Below are 16,395 nucleotides of genomic sequence, written 5' to 3' on the forward strand. Positions count from 1 at the left end.
TACTGCAGGGGGGACCCTGTGGGAGAGTAGGACGCCGCCGAACAATTATTCCGGGAAAGCCCCGCACCTCTGGTGCGGGGCTTTTCTGCGTTCACGGGCCGTTAACCACCCGGGACTCCTCGTAGAGTGTGTGGTGGGGTTCATCGTTTCAGAGCCGACCGGCTGCTTTGAGAGCAAGATAGGCGTCGGCCAGAGCCGGAGAGAGATTGTCAGGTGTGGCATCGACAACCACCACGCCTTGGCGCTGGAGCTGTTCTGCGGTGCGGAACCGCTGAGCCCGGGTCTGGCTCGCCGCCGCAGCCTCGTAGACCGCGTCCACGGTGCCGCGGGCGTCGGCCATCTTCTCGATGTGTGGATCGGCGACCGCAGCCACCAGCACCGTGTGGCGGTGGGTGAGCTGCGGCAGGACGGGGAGCAGCCCCTCTTCTACCGGGGCCGCGTCCAGACTGGTGAGAAGAACGATCAGAGAGCTCCGAGGGGCGCCGGCCAGGGCGGCGGCGCTGAGACCGCGGGCATCGGTCTCCACCAATTCGGAATCGAGCGGGGCCAGCGCAGCCACCATGGCGGACAGCACCTCACGCGAACCGCGCCCCTGGACCCGGGCTCGGACTCGGCGATCGTAGGCGAGCAGATCCACACGGTCGCCGGCGCGTGTCGCAAGAGCCGTGAGGAGCAGCGTCGCATCCATCGCGGCATCGAGACGGGGTACATCGCCGACCCGGCCCGCTGAGGTGCGTCCGGTGTCGAGAACGACGAGGATGTGGCGATCCCGCTCGGGACGCCACGTACGGACCGCGACGGCCGACTGTCGCGCTGTCGCCCGCCAGTCGATGGAACGGGTGTCGTCACCGGGGACGTAAGGACGCAGACTGTCGAACTCCGTGCCCTCGCCCCGCGTCAGCATGCTGGTACGACCGTCGAGTTCACGGAGCCGGGCAAGCCGCGACGGCAGGTGCTTGCGGCTGGTGAACGGCGGCAGCACCCGCACGGTCCACGGGACCGAGTGATTCCCCTGCCGGGCCGCCAGGCCCAGCGGACCGTACGAGCGGACGGTGACCCGTTCGGCCCGGCGATCGCCGCGGCGGCTGGGACGCAGGAGCGTGGTGAGACGCCGCCGTTCCCCGGCCGGGACGTCCAGCGGGTGGCGGGACGCCGCCTGTTCCGTGCCGGCGGACCAGCTGCTGGGCGGCCAGGCATCGCGGAGTTGCGCACGCAGGCGACGACGAGAGGGATTGGTTACGGTCAGTTGTACCTGTGCCCCTTCGCCGAGTCGAACGGTTGTGTCACCGGATCGAGTGAACTGGAGCTTTCGGACTGGCGCAGCCAGCGCGTAGTCGCACAGAATTGCTAGAGAGAGCGGGGCGTTGACCGCAAGGATCCCTGTCCAGCTCGGGGCCAGGGTGGCTACGGGGAGTGATCCCAGAGCCGCGATGAGCGCTGCTCGTCCGGTGAGAGCCATGGTCGGCTCCTATCGGGGAACGGGGACGTGGGCGAGGACCGCGGTGATGACGGAGTCGGGTGTGACTCCCTCCATCTCCGCCTCGGGCCGCAGTTGGATGCGATGACGGAGCGTGGGAAGGGCCAGCGCTTTCACGTCGTCCGGGATGACGTAGTCACGGCCGGTGAGCCAGGCCCAGGCCCGCGCCGTGGACAGCAGGGCGGTAGCGCCTCGGGGGGAGACACCGAGGGAGAGCGAGGGGGATTCACGCGTGGCACGACAGATATCGACTACGTAGCCGGCGATCGCGGGGGAGACCGTGGTCTTGGCGACGGCGGCGCGCGCGGCCTCCAGGTCGTCAGGTCCGGCAACCGGTCGTACGCCTGCTGACAGCAGATCACGGGGATTGAAGCCGTCCGCGTGGCGGGTCAGGACATCGATCTCCTCGTCGCGCGACGGCAGAGGCACCGTCAGTTTGAGTAGGAACCGGTCCAGTTGGGCCTCGGGGAGCGGGTACGTGCCTTCGTACTCGACGGGATTCTGCGTGGCGGCGACCAGGAAGGGCTCCGGCAGGAGCCGAGGGGTTCCGTCAACGGTGACCTGACGTTCCTCCATCGCTTCGAGGAGAGAGGACTGTGTCTTGGGGGGCGTGCGGTTGATCTCGTCGGCAAGAAGGAGGTTGGTGAAGACCGGGCCGGGCTGGAAGGAGAACTCGGCGGTACGGGCGTCGTAGACCAAGGATCCGGTGACGTCGCTCGGCATCAGGTCGGGGGTGAACTGGACACGTTTGGTGTCGAGTTCGAGTGAGGCGGCGAGAGCGCGGACCAACAGGGTCTTGGCCACTCCGGGGACGCCTTCCAGGAGGACGTGGCCTCGGCAGAGCAGTGCGACGACGAGACCGGTGACGGCCGGGTCCTGACCGACCACTGCCTTGGCGATCTCGGAGCGCAGAGCTTCCAGGGATGCGCGGGCGGCGTCGTCGCTCCCGACGGTCTCGGTTGTCCCGGCGGGCACTGGGGGCGGGGCGCTCATGAAGTGCGTACCTCTCTTTCGAGGATGTCGAGTTGGTCTGCCAGGCGGACGAGGGCGGCGTCATCGGCGGGAGCCGGGCCGAAGAGCAGGGTGCCTGGACTGCCGTCGGTGGTGTTGAGGTGCGTGGCGACGGCGGGCAGGAGCACCGAAGAGACATGGGCGTCGCGGAGGGAGACGCCGACGAGGGGCGCGACACGGGTGCGGGTGGCGGATCGCAATGAGGACGCGGCTCGGTCGCGGGCGTTCGCCCGGCGGTAGAGGCGGGCGCGGCCCTCGGTGGATTCGGAGGCGCGAATGGCCACGGGCAGCTGCTCGGTGACCAGAGGGCCGAGCCGGCGGGCACGCCAGACGGCGGCGAGCACGGCGGCGACGAAGAGCTGCAGAGTTCCCCACAGCCAGCCCGGGGGGATCAGATCGGCGAAGCTCCGGTCGTTGCCCGTTCCGGGCCCACCGGCTTCGCCGTCGCGGGCGGCGGAGGGGTCGTCGAACGAGGGGAGGTACCAGATCAGATGCGGGCGGGAACCGAGGAGTTGCAGGGCCAGCGAAGCGTTGCCCCAGCTGTCGAGCCGGTCGTTGTAGAGGAAGTCGGCGGAGCCCAGGAGGGCCGTGTCACCGGCGCCCTGCTCCCGGATCAGGAGCAGGGTGGGGAGGCCTTCTGCGGGGTAGCAGGCGATGCTGTCGAGGCCGTCCGAGATGTAGCGGAAGCCGCCTGTGTCGGCGTTGCCTGCGCCACGGGCGGCAGCCAGCGAACACCGTGGGGCGCGGGCGGAAACCGGGCCGGGGGACACGGCTCGGACTCCGGGAGCCAGGCGGCCGACGGACGTGGGGCCTGCCGAGAGAAGGACGGTGCGGCCGGCCGAACCGGCGGTCGCGGCGCGGAGCTCACCTTGCTGATGCGGGGTCAGCAGGTCGGGAGAGGTGACGAGCAGAGTGGTGTCGGAACCCGCTGCGGCCCCGGCCTCGTCGAGTGTGGTGACCACCCGTACCGAGACACCGCGGTCCTCGAGGAGTTGCGCGACGGCTCGGCTGCCGTGCTGATCGGCGGAGCGGGGGTCGAGCCGGCCGTGCTGCGCACCGGAGTGGAAGGCGGCCAGAGCGATACCGGCGCCCACGAGAAGGAGCAGGGCGAGCAGCAGACCGCGGATGCGGGTCCAGACCTGGCGACGGGTGAGAGACAGCGAAGCGGGCGACGTCGAGGTGACGGACCCCGGAGGGGAGGTGGCGGTGGGCGTAGTCATTCGGCGGCCGCCCGGACCGAGGTGGTCGGCAGGGGCTTGGCGCTCTCGAGATCGAGGTCGAGCTCCCGCAGGGTCAGATACGCCTGCCGGTCGGCGTTCCGGCCGCCGTATGTGATGCCGTCGAACTCCCTGGCGGCGGCGCGGAGAGGTATTGCGTGTCCGGGCAGCGATCGGCCTGCCTCGGCGGCGGCCTCGTCGGCGGTGCGGCCGGGCCGGGGATCGAGCAGGGCGCGTTCCTCCAGGGAGCGGACGATGGCGCGCATGCGTTCCTGGACGGCGTCGTTCCACCGTTGGGCGGCGGCGTGCGCCTCGGCGGCGGTCCGGTGCTCCGCCGCGCCGCGCGGGCTGTCGTCGAAGAGAGTGCCCGGGGGGCGGGGACTGCGTTGCGGCGTGCCCAGCCGCCACCGGAGTGCGACAGCCAGGCCGATGGCCACCAGCACGAGGACGATCAGCCCGACCGGTCCGCCGGGTGCGGCGTCCGAGGCCGTCGCGAAGAGATCGTCGAGCCATTCCCAGAGCCGGTCGAGGCCGCGCTGGAGCAGGTTCGGGTCGTGCTCGTGGTACATCGGTTTGGACAACTCGTGCTTCGCCGCCTCACGGGCAGGATCGCGTGGAGTGCCCACCGGTATGTCGCCGCCCACGCGGATCATCAGTCGTGCTGCCGGCGTGCCCCCCGCCCCCGACACGGCATCAGCCCCTGGTGTCGTCGTAGCCGGGCAGACCGGCCGCCCGGGCGAGTTCGAGGTCGAGTGCCTCCCGGCGGATGCGCTGGTCCACATAGAGCAGGGCCATCACACCGGCGGAGAGCGGGTAGGTGATCGTCGAGGTGATCACTTCGCCGATACCGGAGACGATCAGGAACGGCCAGCCGAGGTCGGTGGACTCGCCGGAGACGAACGCACCGAGGTCGGCGCCGTCCACGACCATGCCGATGATGCCGAACGGGATCGCGACGATCAGGGTCACGATGAGCGTCAGCAGTCCGGTGAGGAGCAGGATGCCGAACACTCGCCACCAGGCGCCCCGGACCAGCTTGGCGGAGCGGCGCATCGAGGCGGTGATCGACTGCCGTTCCAGCATCAGCGCCGGAGAGGCGAGGCAGAAACGGACCATCAGCCAGACGATCACGACGCAGGCCGCCATGAATCCCAAGAGGGAGAGGGCGACTCCGGCGGCCGATCCGATCAGCGCGCCCGGGAGCACGCCGACGGCCATGATCGCGGCGGTCATCAGCGCCATCAGGAGAGTCAGGCCCAGCAGCCGGAGAAGCCTGGGCCGTGCCTCGGCCCAGGCTTCGGAGAGCGTCACGGGGCGACCCAGTACCGAGCGGCTGATCACAACGGTGAGTACGGAAGTGGTGAAGAGCGTCGCGATCAGGGTGACGAGCGTCGACGGCGCACTGTAGACCGCGCTGGACTGCAGGGAGTCGGCTGTCTGGCGGAGCGCTTCAGTACCGGTCGCGGCCGGATCGACGGCGGCGGGCTCCGGCAGCAGGTAGCGCTGCACGAGGATGATCGCCAGCTGGGCGATCACGGAGACGGCGAGCGTGACACCGAGGACCGTGCGCCAGTGCGCGCGCATCGTGGAGACGGCACCGTCGAGGATCTCGCCCACGCCGAGCGGGCGGAGCGGGATGACACCGGGCTTCGCAGCTGCGGGCGGACGCCCCCAACCGGATACCTGCGGCCCGCCGCCCCAGCCGGGGGCCGGTGGTGGTGCGCCGGGGCCGGGACTGTTCGGTGCGGACCACTGCCCGGCGGGCGGCTGCGCGGAGGACCAGTTGCCCGCCGGCCCGCTGCCGTCGATGGGCTCGGAAGGCCGGGGGATGCCCGTCTCCTGGCCGTCGGAGGGGGCAGATCCGGGCGAGGCCCAGCCCGGAGTGTCGTTCATTGTCGCTCCTTCACGGTCCTGTCCGCTGATCGGGGCGGCAGGTTGGCAGCCATCGTGCCACGCGTTGCCCTGGTACGGGCCGGGTGCTCCATCTCCTTCGTACCTTCATTTGTGGACGGTTCACCGGGCAGACTGGGCGGATGGCTGATCAGGACGCGCAATCGCCGGTGGGCATCGAGCCTTCCGCGCTTCCCTCCATCCGCTGGGCCGAGCCTCCGGAAGGTCCCGCGGTGGTGCTTCTCGACCAGACGCGGCTGCCGGCCGAGGAGGTGGCGCTGGTGTGTACGGATGTGCCCGGGCTGGTGCGGGCGATCCGGACGCTGGCCGTGCGCGGGGCGCCGTTGCTGGGCATCGCAGGGGCGTACGGGGTGGCATTGGCCGCGGCCCGGGGCCACGACGTCGCGGAGGCCGCGGGTCTGCTGGAAGGGGCGCGGCCCACCGCGGTGAACCTCGGGTACGGGGTGCGGCGCGCGGCGGGGGCGTACTGGGCGGCACTGGACAAGGGGGCGGACCCGCGGCAGGCCGCCGCGGTGGCGCTGGCGGAGGCCGAGGCGCTGCATGAGGAGGATGCCGAGGCCAGCCGGCGCATGGCGGGGTACGGTCTCGCGCTGCTGGAGGAACTGCTGCCCGGCGGCGGGCACCAGCTTCTGACCCACTGCAACTCCGGCGCACTCGTCTCGGGCGGCGAGGGAACGGCCTTCGCGGTGGCGCTGGGCGCCCACCGGGCGGGACAGCTGCGACGGCTCTGGGTGGACGAGACCCGTCCGTTGCTGCAGGGGGCCCGGCTGACCGCGTACGAGGCGGCGCGCAACGGGATGGCGTACAGCCTGCTCACGGACAACGCCGCCGGTTCGCTGTTTGCCGCAGGGGAGGTCGATGCCGTGCTGATCGGGGCCGATCGCATCGCTGCGGACGGGTCCGTGGCCAATAAGGTCGGGAGTTATCCGCTGGCGGTGCTGGCGAAGTACCACCACGTACCGTTCATCGTGGTGGCGCCGACCACGACCGTGGACTTGGCGACCGCGGACGGGGCGTCGATCATTGTGGAGCAGCGCTCCGAGAGGGAAGTGACGGAGCTCACACCGCCGCCGCGGGGTGGGGCGGTCGGAGAGGTGGGCGGAGTCCCCGTCGCGCCGCCGGGAACCCAGGCGTACAACCCCGCATTCGACATCACGCCGCCGGAACTGATCACGGCGATCGTCACGGAGGAGGGGGCAGTTTCCCCGGTCACGGGGGTCGGACTGGCAGAGCTGTGTGCCAGGTCATCGCAGATAACGATTAGCTAATGGGATGATGTCGATTATGAAGGGACGCGTCCTTGTCGTCGACGACGACACCGCACTGGCCGAGATGCTCGGGATTGTGCTGCGTGGTGAAGGGTTCGAGCCGTCGTTCGTAGCGGACGGCGACAAGGCACTTGCTGCATTTCGTGAGGCCAAGCCGGACCTGGTCCTGCTGGATCTCATGCTTCCCGGACGGGACGGCATCGAGGTCTGCAGACTGATCAGGGCCGAGTCCGGTGTGCCGATCGTCATGCTCACTGCCAAGAGCGACACGGTCGATGTGGTGGTTGGTCTGGAGTCCGGGGCCGACGACTACATCGTCAAGCCGTTCAAACCTAAGGAGTTGGTTGCCCGGATCAGGGCACGTCTGCGCAGGTCGGAAGAGCCGGCACCGGAGCAGCTGACCATCGGTGACCTGGTCATCGATGTGGCTGGTCACTCGGTGAAGCGGGAGGGGCAGTCGATCGCCCTGACCCCGCTGGAGTTCGACCTGCTGGTCGCGCTCGCCCGCAAGCCGTGGCAGGTCTTCACCCGTGAGGTGTTGCTCGAGCAGGTGTGGGGATACCGCCACGCCGCTGACACCCGGCTGGTGAATGTGCACGTCCAGCGGCTGCGTTCCAAGGTCGAGAAGGACCCGGAGCGGCCGGAGATCGTGGTGACCGTCCGAGGCGTCGGTTACAAGGCCGGACCGAGCTGACATGTCCCTGGGTAGCGCTGCTCCGAAGCCCGGGGAGCCGGGAGTCCACGCGGGGCGGGCTACCGGTCCGGAAAGCATGACGTCCGTGTTCGGGCGTCTTCTGGCGGGCGGCCGGTTGTTCCACGACCGGGCGCCCGGCGGCCCTGTGCCGCGACTGCTGATGCGCTGGGTGCGGCGTCCGCTGCTGCCCGCCGTGCGGCTGTGGCGGCGCAACCTCCAGCTGCGTGTCGTGGCCGGCACGCTGCTCATGTCGCTCGGTGTGGTGCTGCTGCTCGGCCTGGTCGTGATCGGGCAGGTGCGCAACGGCCTGCTCGATGCGAAGGGCAAGGCCGCCCAGACACAGGCCGCCGGTGGTTTCGCGGCGGCTCAGGAGAAGGCGACCCCGCTCACCCCCGGTGGGCAGGGCGGTGACGCCGGGGACGGCACGACCGCCAACAACTCGTGGCGGACCGAGCTCGTCGATCAGCTCGCCAGCGGTGGCAAGAACGCCTTCAACGTCGTGGCGCTCAGTGCCGACGACGGCACCCGTGCGCCGCGCGGCTCGGGCAGCGTGGAGGCGGCCAGCGTCCCGCAGAGCCTGCGGAAGGCGGTGGACAAGGGGCCGGGCGCGTTCCAGACGTACTCCCTGATCCGGTACGCGAACGGGCAGGAGTCGCAGCCCGGACTCGTCGTGGGCAAGCGCCTGTACGACATCGACCACAATCCGTACCAGCTCTACTACCTCTTCCCGCTGACGCAGGAGGAGAAGTCCCTGACCCTGGTCAAGGGCACGCTGGCGACCGCGGGACTCTTCGTGGTCGTGCTGCTCGGGGCCATCGCCTGGTTCGTCGTGCGGCAGGTCGTCACACCCGTACGGATGGCTGCCGGGATCGCCGAACGGCTCTCCGCGGGCAGGCTCCAGGAGCGGATGAAGGTCACCGGCGAGGACGACATCGCCCGGCTCGGTGAAGCCTTCAACAAGATGGCGCAGAGCCTGCAGCTGAAGATCCAGCAGCTGGAGGAGCTCTCCCGGATGCAGCGCCGCTTCGTCTCGGACGTCTCGCACGAGCTGCGCACACCTCTCACCACCGTTCGGATGGCCGCCGATGTCATCCATGAGGCGCGTGTCGACTTCGATCCCGTGACTGCGCGCTCCGCGGAGCTCCTCGGTGATCAGCTCGACCGTTTCGAGTCGCTGCTCTCCGATCTGCTGGAGATCAGCCGCTTCGACGCGGGCGCGGCGGCGCTGGAGGCCGAACCGATCGATCTGCGGCAGGTCGTGCGACGGGTGATCGGCGGCGCCGAACCGCTCGCCGAACGCAAGGGCACCCGGATCCGGGTCGTCGGTGACGAACAGCCGGTGATCGCGGAGGTCGACGCGCGACGGGTCGAGCGTGTTCTGCGCAACCTCGTCGTCAACGCCGTCGAGCACGGCGAGGGCCGGGACGTCGTGGTGCGGATGGGGGTGGCCGGAGGCGCGGTCGCCATAGCCGTCCGGGACTACGGCGTCGGACTCAAGCCCGGTGAGGCGACCCGGGTCTTCAACCGGTTCTGGCGGGCCGACCCGGCGCGGGCGCGAACGACCGGGGGCACCGGCCTCGGGCTGTCGATCGCCGTGGAGGACGCCCGGCTGCACGGCGGCTGGCTGCAGGCGTGGGGCGAGCCGGGGGGCGGGTCGCAGTTCCGGCTCACGCTGCCGCGTACGGCGGACGAACCGCTGCGCGGATCACCGATACCGCTGGAGCCCGAGGACTCACGGCGTAACCGGGAGAGCCGGGATCGGCCCGCGGACACCGGCCGGAGCGGGAGCGAGCACCGGCTGACCACGGTGCCCACCCAGCCGGGCGGCCCGGACCGTCCGACGCTGCCCGTACCGCCGCGAACCTCCGCGGCGCCCCGTACGGCGCCGGCCTCGGTGCATCCGGCGGCTCTGCCGGGCAACGGGGCGCGCGTGGTCGCCCGCCCCGCCGAGGGCCGGTCCGGCGGCGACATCGACCCTGCGACGCAGGACCCGGAGCGGGAGGACACGACTCGTGGGCGCTGACCGCCGACAGGACGGCCGAGGACGTGCGGTGGGGCTGGCCGCGCTGGTGGGATGCGGAGCCGTGCTGCTGTCCGCGTGCGGCTCGATGCCCGTCACCGGCGACGTCAAGGCGGTCGACGCCTCGCAGCCCGGCGACTCCCAGGTGCAGGTGTACGCGGTCGCGCCGCGTGAGAACGCCACCCCCCAGGAGGTGGTCGACGGCTTCCTGGAGTCCATGACCAGTGACGACCCCGAGTTCCGGACGACCCGTAAGTACCTGACGAAGGAAGCGTCGCGTACCTGGAGGCCGAGCGCGTTCACCACGGTGCTCTCCAAGGCGCCGAACCGGAGCGACCGCCCGATCCGCGACAGCGACCGGAACAGCACGGGGCTGAGCTACACACTGACGGGTGAGAAGGTGGCGACGGTCGACGGGCAGAGCGCCTATCAGCCGGTCGCGCCGATGGATTACAGCCGCACCCTGCACCTGGTCCGACAGAACGGCGCCGACGGCAAGGAGTGGCGCATCGACGCCGTGCCGGACGGTCTCCTGCTCGGCCAGTCCGACTTCAAGCGTCTCTACCGCTCCGTCAACAAGTACTACTTCGCCAGCGGGCCGACAGCAGGTCAGTCGACCCTGGTCACCGATCCCGTCTACGTCCGCAACCGGACGGATCCGATCACGGGGATGGACACCGTGACGCAGACGGTCCGCAGTCTCATCAAGGGCCCGACCAACTGGCTGCGCCCGGTGGTCGACTCCCGCTTCCCCACCGGTACGGCCCTGCGCAAGGGCGTCAGCACGCTGGTGCCCGACGACCGCAACGTGCTGAAGGTCCCGCTGAACAAGAAGTCGGACGAAGTGGGGCAGCGGTCCTGCCGCATGATGGCCTCTCAAGTGTTCTACACCGTGCGCGACCTGACGTCCGCCCGCGTCGAGCAGGTCGAACTGCAGCGGTCCGACGGTTCGCCGTTGTGCGTACTGGACGCGGACCAGGCGGAGGAGTTCGCCCCGGACGGTTCGTCGGGCGGACCCGACAGCCAGTACTTCGTCGATGCCAAGGGGCACGTCCAGCGCATCCCCGGCAGTACCAGGGGCAGCGGTGAACCTGAGCCGGTGACCGGCCCGCTGGGCGACGGCCCGGTGCGGATGAGCACGGTCGGCGTGGCCCGTGACGAACAGTCGGCCGCCGCGGTCTCGCAGAACGGCGCGTCCCTCTACGTCTCCTCCATCGCCTCCGAGGACGAGCTGCCGGCGCCCTCCGTGACCAGCAAGGCGAAGAACCCGGAAAACCGCCTCTCGGCGCCCAGCTGGGACGGCCGGGGCGACCTCTGGGTGGCCGACCGGGATCCGGACGACGCCCGGCTCCTGCGGTTCACCGGCGGAACCGGCCAGCCGCTGGAGGTCATGGTGCCGGGACTGGACGGCGCGCGGATCGAGGCGCTGCGGCTGTCCGCCGACGGGGTGCGGATCGCGCTGCTGCTGACGGACGACGGACACACCACGCTGAAGATCGGCCGGATCGAGCGTCAGGGAGCGGGGGAGAAGCAGGAGGTCTCCGTCGTCGAGCTGAGGCAGGCCGCGCCGCAGCTGACCGATGTCACCGCGATGTCCTGGTCGGGCCGGAGCCGCCTCGTGGTGGTCGGTAAGGAGCAGGGCGGTGTGCAGCAGGTGCGTTACGTCCAGGCGGACGGTTCGGCACCGGCATCGGGCGTGCTGCCCGGGGCGAACCAGGTCTCGTCGGTCGCGGCGGCGGACGACGAGCAGCTGCCGCTGATGGCGGACACCGAGGGCGACGGGATAGTGAAGCTGTCGCCGGGGGACAACTGGCAGACGGTGCTCAAGGAGGGCTCGTCGCTGGTCTACCCGGGCTGAGACGCGGCCGGTCCACCTGACGTGCTGAGACCCGACCCGACCCGGAGCCGTTGCCCGGACAGGCCCGGGCTGCCGGGCCTGCCGCGGCAGGTGTCCCGGCCCTGCCCCGGCATGGCCCTGGACCGAGGCTGAGGGGCGTACCGCCTGGTCGCGGGCGCTGCGGCCGGTCCGGGCGTCCGGGTTTTCCACAGGGGTGGCCGGGCGCGCGCGGCAGGGGCACAGTGGAGTCATGCGGGGGTGGTGGCAAGAGATCGCCGGACTGGTCCTGCCGGTGTCCTGCGGTGGCTGCGGCAGGCCGCGGAGCGAGCTGTGCGAGGAGTGCCGGGCGGCGCTGTACGGCGCGGTCCCTCGCCGGGTGAGACCCGAGCCGGAGCCGGCCGGGCTGCCGGTGGTGCATGCCGCCGCCCCGTACGAGAACGCGGTACGGGCGGTGCTCCTGGCCCACAAGGAGCGTGGGGCACTCGGTCTCTCGCGGGGGCTCGGCAGAGCGTTGGCGGGTGCGGTACGGGCCGGGACGGGGCGGACCGGCGGTACGGCACCACTGCTGCTCGTACCCGTGCCGTCGGCCCGGCGGGCGGTGGCGGCACGCGGGCACGACCCGACACGCCGGATCGCGCTGGCCACCGCTGCGGAGTTGCGGCGGACCGGGATGCCGGCCCGGGTGGCCGCGGTGCTGCGGCAACGCCGCCCGGTTGCCGACCAGTCGGGGCTGGGCGCCCGGGAGCGGCAGGAGAATCTGGCGGGCGCGCTGGAGGTGGTGTCCGGTGGTGAACGGCTGGTTGCGGCCGAACGGGTAGTGCTTGTGGACGATCTTCTGACGACCGGGGCCTCACTGGCGGAGGCGGCACGCGCGATCGGCGCCGCGGGACCGCGCGCAGGGAGCGGCTCCGGAACGGGCCAGGCAGCCGTTGTTGCAGCATCTCCGTCCGCCTTCGAAATAAACCGGAACGGGTAGTGAACTTGCATCGCTGCAGGTGGTGGAGGGGTGAAGTCCCCCGAACGGAGGTACGTGCGAGTAGCGGGTGCCGACAGCAGGCCGGGCAGGCTATGTTCGGTTGTGAGGGAAGGTGAATGCCGTACCTCGATGAATGCACCACCAGGTTTCGGGCAGGTAACTCACCGATGGTCCAGAACCCGAAAAGTCGGTGGGGTGGAGTCCTCTCCGATGGGGGAGGAGGAGGTGGAAGTCACCGAGTCCGCGGCTCCGGCGACCACCGGAGCCTGGTGCAAAAGGGAGATGCTCCGCCGCTGAGCGGAGCGATCCGGGAACGGAGTTCTGCGTGGACATCGTCGTCAAGGGCCGCAAAACCGAGGTGCCCGAGCGGTTCCGCAAGCACGTGGCCGAGAAGCTGAAGCTGGACAAGATCCAGAAGATCGACGGCAAGGTGATCAGCCTCGACGTCGAGGTGTCCAAGGAGCCAAACCCCCGTCAGGCCGACCGTTCCGACCGGGTGGAGATCACGCTCCGCTCGCGTGGACCGGTCATTCGTGCGGAAGCGGCCGCAGCCGACCCCTACGCAGCGTTGGACCTGGCCACCGGCAAGCTGGAGGCGAGGCTGCGCAAGCAGCACGACAAGCGCCACAGCCGTCGGGGCAACGGCCGGATTCCCGCCGCCGAAGTCGCTGAGACCGTGGCGGGCGCTGCGTCGTTCAACAGCGAGGGCGACCTGACCGCCGACAGTGCGACACCTTCCGTACCCACCACCAGGATCGGTTCGCTCGAGGTCCAGGGCGAAGGACCGCTGGTGATGCGCGAGAAGACGCACGTCGCCGCACCCATGCTGCTCGACCAGGCGCTCTACGAGATGGAGCTGGTCGGGCACGACTTCTATCTGTTCGTCGACGCCGAGACGAAGGAACCCAGTGTCGTCTACCGGCGGCACGCCTACGACTACGGTGTCATTCACCTGAGGACCGACCCGCTGGCCGCCGACGAGGCGGGCGGCGCGGGCGGTGCACTCGGCGGCTGACGCCTCGCATCGGTGGTGCCCCTGGGAGCGTAATTGCGCCACCAGGGGCACCCGTGTGCGACCACAGGACCACCGCTCTCTCGTCCAGGCATGAAAGCATGGCGGACCAAGCCAATCGGTGCTCTGTGAAATGCCGTTGGCGGACAGTTGTGAACTTCAGGCCATGGCCTTCAGGGGGAGGAACGATGGCGGACACCTTCGGGCCCGTGCGCGACGCGAGTGATGCCTATGACGCTGCCTGTGCCGATACCGGCGCGGACGCGGAGAGCGGTTCCCGGAAGGAGCCGATCCGCGTCCTGGTGGTGGATGACCATGCGCTCTTCCGCAGGGGTCTGGAAATCGTCCTTGCCCAGGAGGAGGACATCCAGGTCGTCGGCGAGGCGGGTGACGGGGCGGAGGCGGTCGACAAAGCGGCCGATCTGCTGCCCGACATCGTGCTGATGGACGTGCGGATGCCGAAGCGCGGCGGCATCGAGGCCTGTACCTCGATCAAGGAGGTGGCCCCGAGTGCGAAGATCATCATGCTGACGATCAGCGACGAGGAGGCCGACCTCTACGACGCGATCAAAGCGGGTGCCACCGGCTATCTCCTCAAGGAGATCTCGACGGACGAGGTGGCCACGGCGATCCGTGCGGTCGCCGACGGACAGTCTCAGATCAGTCCGTCCATGGCGTCCAAACTGCTCACCGAATTCAAGTCGATGATCCAGCGGACCGACGAGCGCAGGCTGGTGCCGGCGCCGCGGCTCACCGACCGGGAGCTCGAAGTCCTCAAACTGGTTGCCACGGGCATGAACAATCGCGATATCGCGAAGGAACTGTTCATTTCCGAGAACACGGTGAAGAACCACGTCCGCAACATTCTGGAGAAGCTCCAGCTGCACTCCAGGATGGAAGCAGTGGTCTATGCCATGCGGGAGAAGATCCTGGAGATCCGGTAAACGGGGATCAGATACACCGCGCAGTGGGTCAGGCGAGTGCGCGGGCGATTTCCCGGGTGAGCGGCTCGCGCAGCTCCGGTGCGTCCACCCTCTCCAGTCGTACGGTGGTGCAGCCGACCCAGGACGCCGCTTCCACCAGCGCCTCGGCCATCGGTACGACGGCCTTCGCGCCCGCCAGGGTCACCTGCCGTGCGACCAGAGTGCTGCCCTCGCGGGCCGGATCGACCCGGCCCTCCAGTTTTCCGCCGGCCAGCAGTGGCATCGCGAAATAGCCGTGCACCCGCTTGGGTTTGGGGACGTAAGCCTCCAGGCGGTGGGTGAAGCCGAAGATCCGCTCCGTGCGGGCCCGCTCCCAGATCAGTGAGTCGAACGGCGACAGCAGCGTCGTCCGGTGCCGTCCGCGCGGTTCCGATCCCAGCGCCGCCGGGTCGGCCCAGGCGGGCTTCGCCCAGCCCTGCACCGTCACCGGCACCAGTCCGGAGTCCGCCACCACCGCGTCGAACTGTTCGGCCTTCAGCCGGTGGTAGTCCGCGATGTCCGCGCGGGTGCCGACCCCCAGGGACCGGCCGGCGAGCGCGACCAGTCGGCGCAGACACTCCGTGTCGTCCAGGTCGTCGTGGAGCACGGCATCGGGCAGCGCCCGCTCCGCGAGGTCGTACACCCGCTTCCAGCCGCGCCGCTCGGTGCACACCACCTCGCCGTACATCAGCGCCCGCTCGACGGCGACCTTCGACGCGGACCAGTCCCACCATTCCCCGCCGTTCTTCGCGCCGCCCAGCTCCGTCGCCGTCAGCGGGCCCTCGGTGCGCAGCTGCTTGATCACGGTGTCGTACGCGCCGTCCGGCAGGTCGTGGTGCCAGTGCGGGCGCGAGCGGTAGGCGCGGCGGCGGAACGCGAAGTGCGGCCACTCCTCGACCGGCAGGATGCACGCCGCGTGCGACCAGTACTCGAAGGCGCGGCCACCCGACCAGTACGCGTCCTCCACCGTGCGACGGCCGACGGCGCCCAGGCGTGCGTACGGGATCAGTTCGTGCGACCGGGCCAGCACCGAGATCGTGTCGAGCTGTACGGCACCGAGGTGCCGCAGTACGCCGGGCACTCCGGCCCGGCGGTCCGGCGCCCCGAGGAAGCCCTGGGCACGCAGGGCGATCCTGCGCGCCTGGTCGGCGGAGAGTTCGGCGGCGGCAGGCGGCACAGGCGTCATGGAGCGAACCCTAGAGGGCGGCACTGACATCGGTCACGGGGCCGTGGGCAGGTCCGTTCGGCCGGCGCCGGGGGCCGTCGCGGCGAGATAGGGGCTGGTCCCCGGCAGGCCGAGGTCGGACGGGAGCAGCGCGCCGACCCAGGTGTCACGCCGCACGCCCTTGTTGAGCAGCCCCGACCGCTGGTCGCCCTCCATGTGGAAGCCCGCCCGCCGCGCCACCGCCCTCGACGGCTCGTTGCCGGCCTCGGCCCGCCATTCCAGCCGGTCCCCGCCGAGCGAGGTGAACGTCCAGTGGGCCGCGGCCCGTACCGCCTCCGTCATGAAGCCGAGACCGCGGTGCTCCTTCGCGGTCCAGAACCCCACCTCGTACGTCCCCGGCAGGCTTCGGCGGTTGATGCCGAGCGCGCCGGTCAGCGCCCCGCTGTCGCGCCGGACCACCGCGAAGTTGTACATCGAGTCGTCCTGCCAGCCACCGGGGGACAGTTTCTCCGTGAAGAGTTCGGCGTCGGCGAGGCCGTACGGGGAGGGGACCACCGTCCAGCGCTGGATGTCGGGGTCCTGGCAGGCGGCGTACACGTCCTCCGCGTCGCCCCGGGCGAAGGGACGCAGCAGCAGGCGTTCGGTGGTGAGTGCGATCGGCTCCATGTACGGATTCTGGTGAGGTGCCGGCCCCGATGCGAGTACTTTTCGGGCTTCCCGGCACCTTCGGAGCCCTCCATCCGTTGATTCGTAAGGGCACAGCGGGTTCAACGCGGCGGCAGCCCTCCCGACGCGGCGGGGTCCTCGCTTACGATGGCCGTTGCGGTGGGGCCCACCTGCCGTGC

General features: G+C 70.3%; 14 protein-coding genes. 7 read left to right on the forward strand and 7 right to left on the reverse strand.

Annotated elements, in window-relative coordinates; genetic code table 11:
* Positions 1–148: 148 nt before the first annotated feature.
* Genes ACFVXE_RS16835 through ACFVXE_RS16855 form a run of 5 tightly spaced genes read right to left on the reverse strand, consistent with a single transcriptional unit; the run spans position 149 to position 5,598 of the window.
* Complete coding sequence (locus ACFVXE_RS16835; protein WP_389671891.1) at positions 149–1,459, reverse strand: DUF58 domain-containing protein; 1,311 nt, start codon at positions 1,457–1,459, stop codon at positions 149–151.
* A 9-nt stretch (positions 1,460–1,468) separates the two neighbouring features.
* Positions 1,469–2,470, reverse strand: coding sequence for an AAA family ATPase (locus ACFVXE_RS16840; RefSeq protein ID WP_389671892.1), 1,002 nt, complete (start codon positions 2,468–2,470; stop codon positions 1,469–1,471).
* Complete coding sequence (locus tag ACFVXE_RS16845; RefSeq protein ID WP_389671893.1) at positions 2,467–3,708, reverse strand: DUF4350 domain-containing protein; 1,242 nt, start codon at positions 3,706–3,708, stop codon at positions 2,467–2,469. The genes ACFVXE_RS16840 and ACFVXE_RS16845 overlap by 4 nt, the downstream gene beginning before the upstream one ends.
* Positions 3,705–4,394 (reverse strand): DUF4129 domain-containing protein, encoded by a 690-nt coding sequence (locus ACFVXE_RS16850; RefSeq protein WP_389671894.1) that lies wholly within the window; start codon positions 4,392–4,394, stop codon positions 3,705–3,707. The genes ACFVXE_RS16845 and ACFVXE_RS16850 overlap by 4 nt, the downstream gene beginning before the upstream one ends.
* A gap of 4 nt (positions 4,395–4,398) precedes the next feature.
* On the reverse strand, positions 4,399–5,598 hold the full coding sequence (locus ACFVXE_RS16855; RefSeq protein WP_389671895.1) for a glycerophosphoryl diester phosphodiesterase membrane domain-containing protein: 1,200 nt from the start codon (positions 5,596–5,598) through the stop codon (positions 4,399–4,401).
* A gap of 140 nt (positions 5,599–5,738) precedes the next feature.
* On the opposite strand from ACFVXE_RS16855, the gene mtnA reads away from it, so the two are divergent.
* The 7 genes from mtnA (at position 5,739) to ACFVXE_RS16890 (ending at position 14,367) form a co-directional block, all read left to right on the forward strand.
* Entirely contained in the window at positions 5,739–6,884 is a 1,146-nt protein-coding gene (mtnA, locus tag ACFVXE_RS16860) for an S-methyl-5-thioribose-1-phosphate isomerase (RefSeq protein ID WP_389671896.1), read from the forward strand.
* Positions 6,885–6,888: 4 nt separating this feature from the next.
* Positions 6,889–7,578 (forward strand): two-component system response regulator MtrA, encoded by a 690-nt coding sequence (mtrA, locus tag ACFVXE_RS16865; RefSeq protein WP_007448372.1) that lies wholly within the window; start codon positions 6,889–6,891, stop codon positions 7,576–7,578.
* 1 nt (position 7,579) lies between these two features.
* Positions 7,580–9,601 (forward strand): MtrAB system histidine kinase MtrB, encoded by a 2,022-nt coding sequence (gene mtrB, locus ACFVXE_RS16870; RefSeq protein WP_389671897.1) that lies wholly within the window; start codon positions 7,580–7,582, stop codon positions 9,599–9,601.
* Entirely contained in the window at positions 9,591–11,456 is a 1,866-nt protein-coding gene (locus tag ACFVXE_RS16875) for an LpqB family beta-propeller domain-containing protein (protein WP_389671898.1), read from the forward strand. The genes mtrB and ACFVXE_RS16875 overlap by 11 nt, the downstream gene beginning before the upstream one ends.
* A gap of 229 nt (positions 11,457–11,685) precedes the next feature.
* Positions 11,686–12,411: a ComF family protein gene (locus ACFVXE_RS16880; RefSeq protein ID WP_389671899.1), complete on the forward strand. Its 726-nt coding sequence runs from the start codon at positions 11,686–11,688 to the stop codon at positions 12,409–12,411.
* A gap of 325 nt (positions 12,412–12,736) precedes the next feature.
* Positions 12,737–13,426 (forward strand): ribosome hibernation-promoting factor, HPF/YfiA family, encoded by a 690-nt coding sequence (hpf, locus tag ACFVXE_RS16885; protein ID WP_389671900.1) that lies wholly within the window; start codon positions 12,737–12,739, stop codon positions 13,424–13,426.
* Positions 13,427–13,611: 185 nt separating this feature from the next.
* On the forward strand, positions 13,612–14,367 hold the full coding sequence (locus tag ACFVXE_RS16890) for a response regulator (RefSeq protein ID WP_389671901.1): 756 nt from the start codon (positions 13,612–13,614) through the stop codon (positions 14,365–14,367).
* 28 nt (positions 14,368–14,395) lie between these two features.
* Here ACFVXE_RS16890 and ACFVXE_RS16895 read toward each other — a convergent pair whose 3' ends face one another.
* Positions 14,396–15,571 carry a winged helix-turn-helix domain-containing protein gene (locus ACFVXE_RS16895; RefSeq protein WP_389671902.1) on the reverse strand — a complete coding sequence of 392 codons (1,176 nt, stop codon included), beginning with the start codon at positions 15,569–15,571 and terminating at the stop codon, positions 14,396–14,398.
* A 33-nt stretch (positions 15,572–15,604) separates the two neighbouring features.
* On the reverse strand, positions 15,605–16,216 hold the full coding sequence (locus ACFVXE_RS16900) for a GNAT family N-acetyltransferase (RefSeq protein ID WP_389671903.1): 612 nt from the start codon (positions 16,214–16,216) through the stop codon (positions 15,605–15,607).
* Positions 16,217–16,395: the final 179 nt, after the last annotated feature.

The organism is Streptomyces sp. NPDC058231 (assembly GCF_042882275.1).
Taxonomy (GTDB): Bacteria; Actinomycetota; Actinomycetes; order Streptomycetales; family Streptomycetaceae; genus Streptomyces.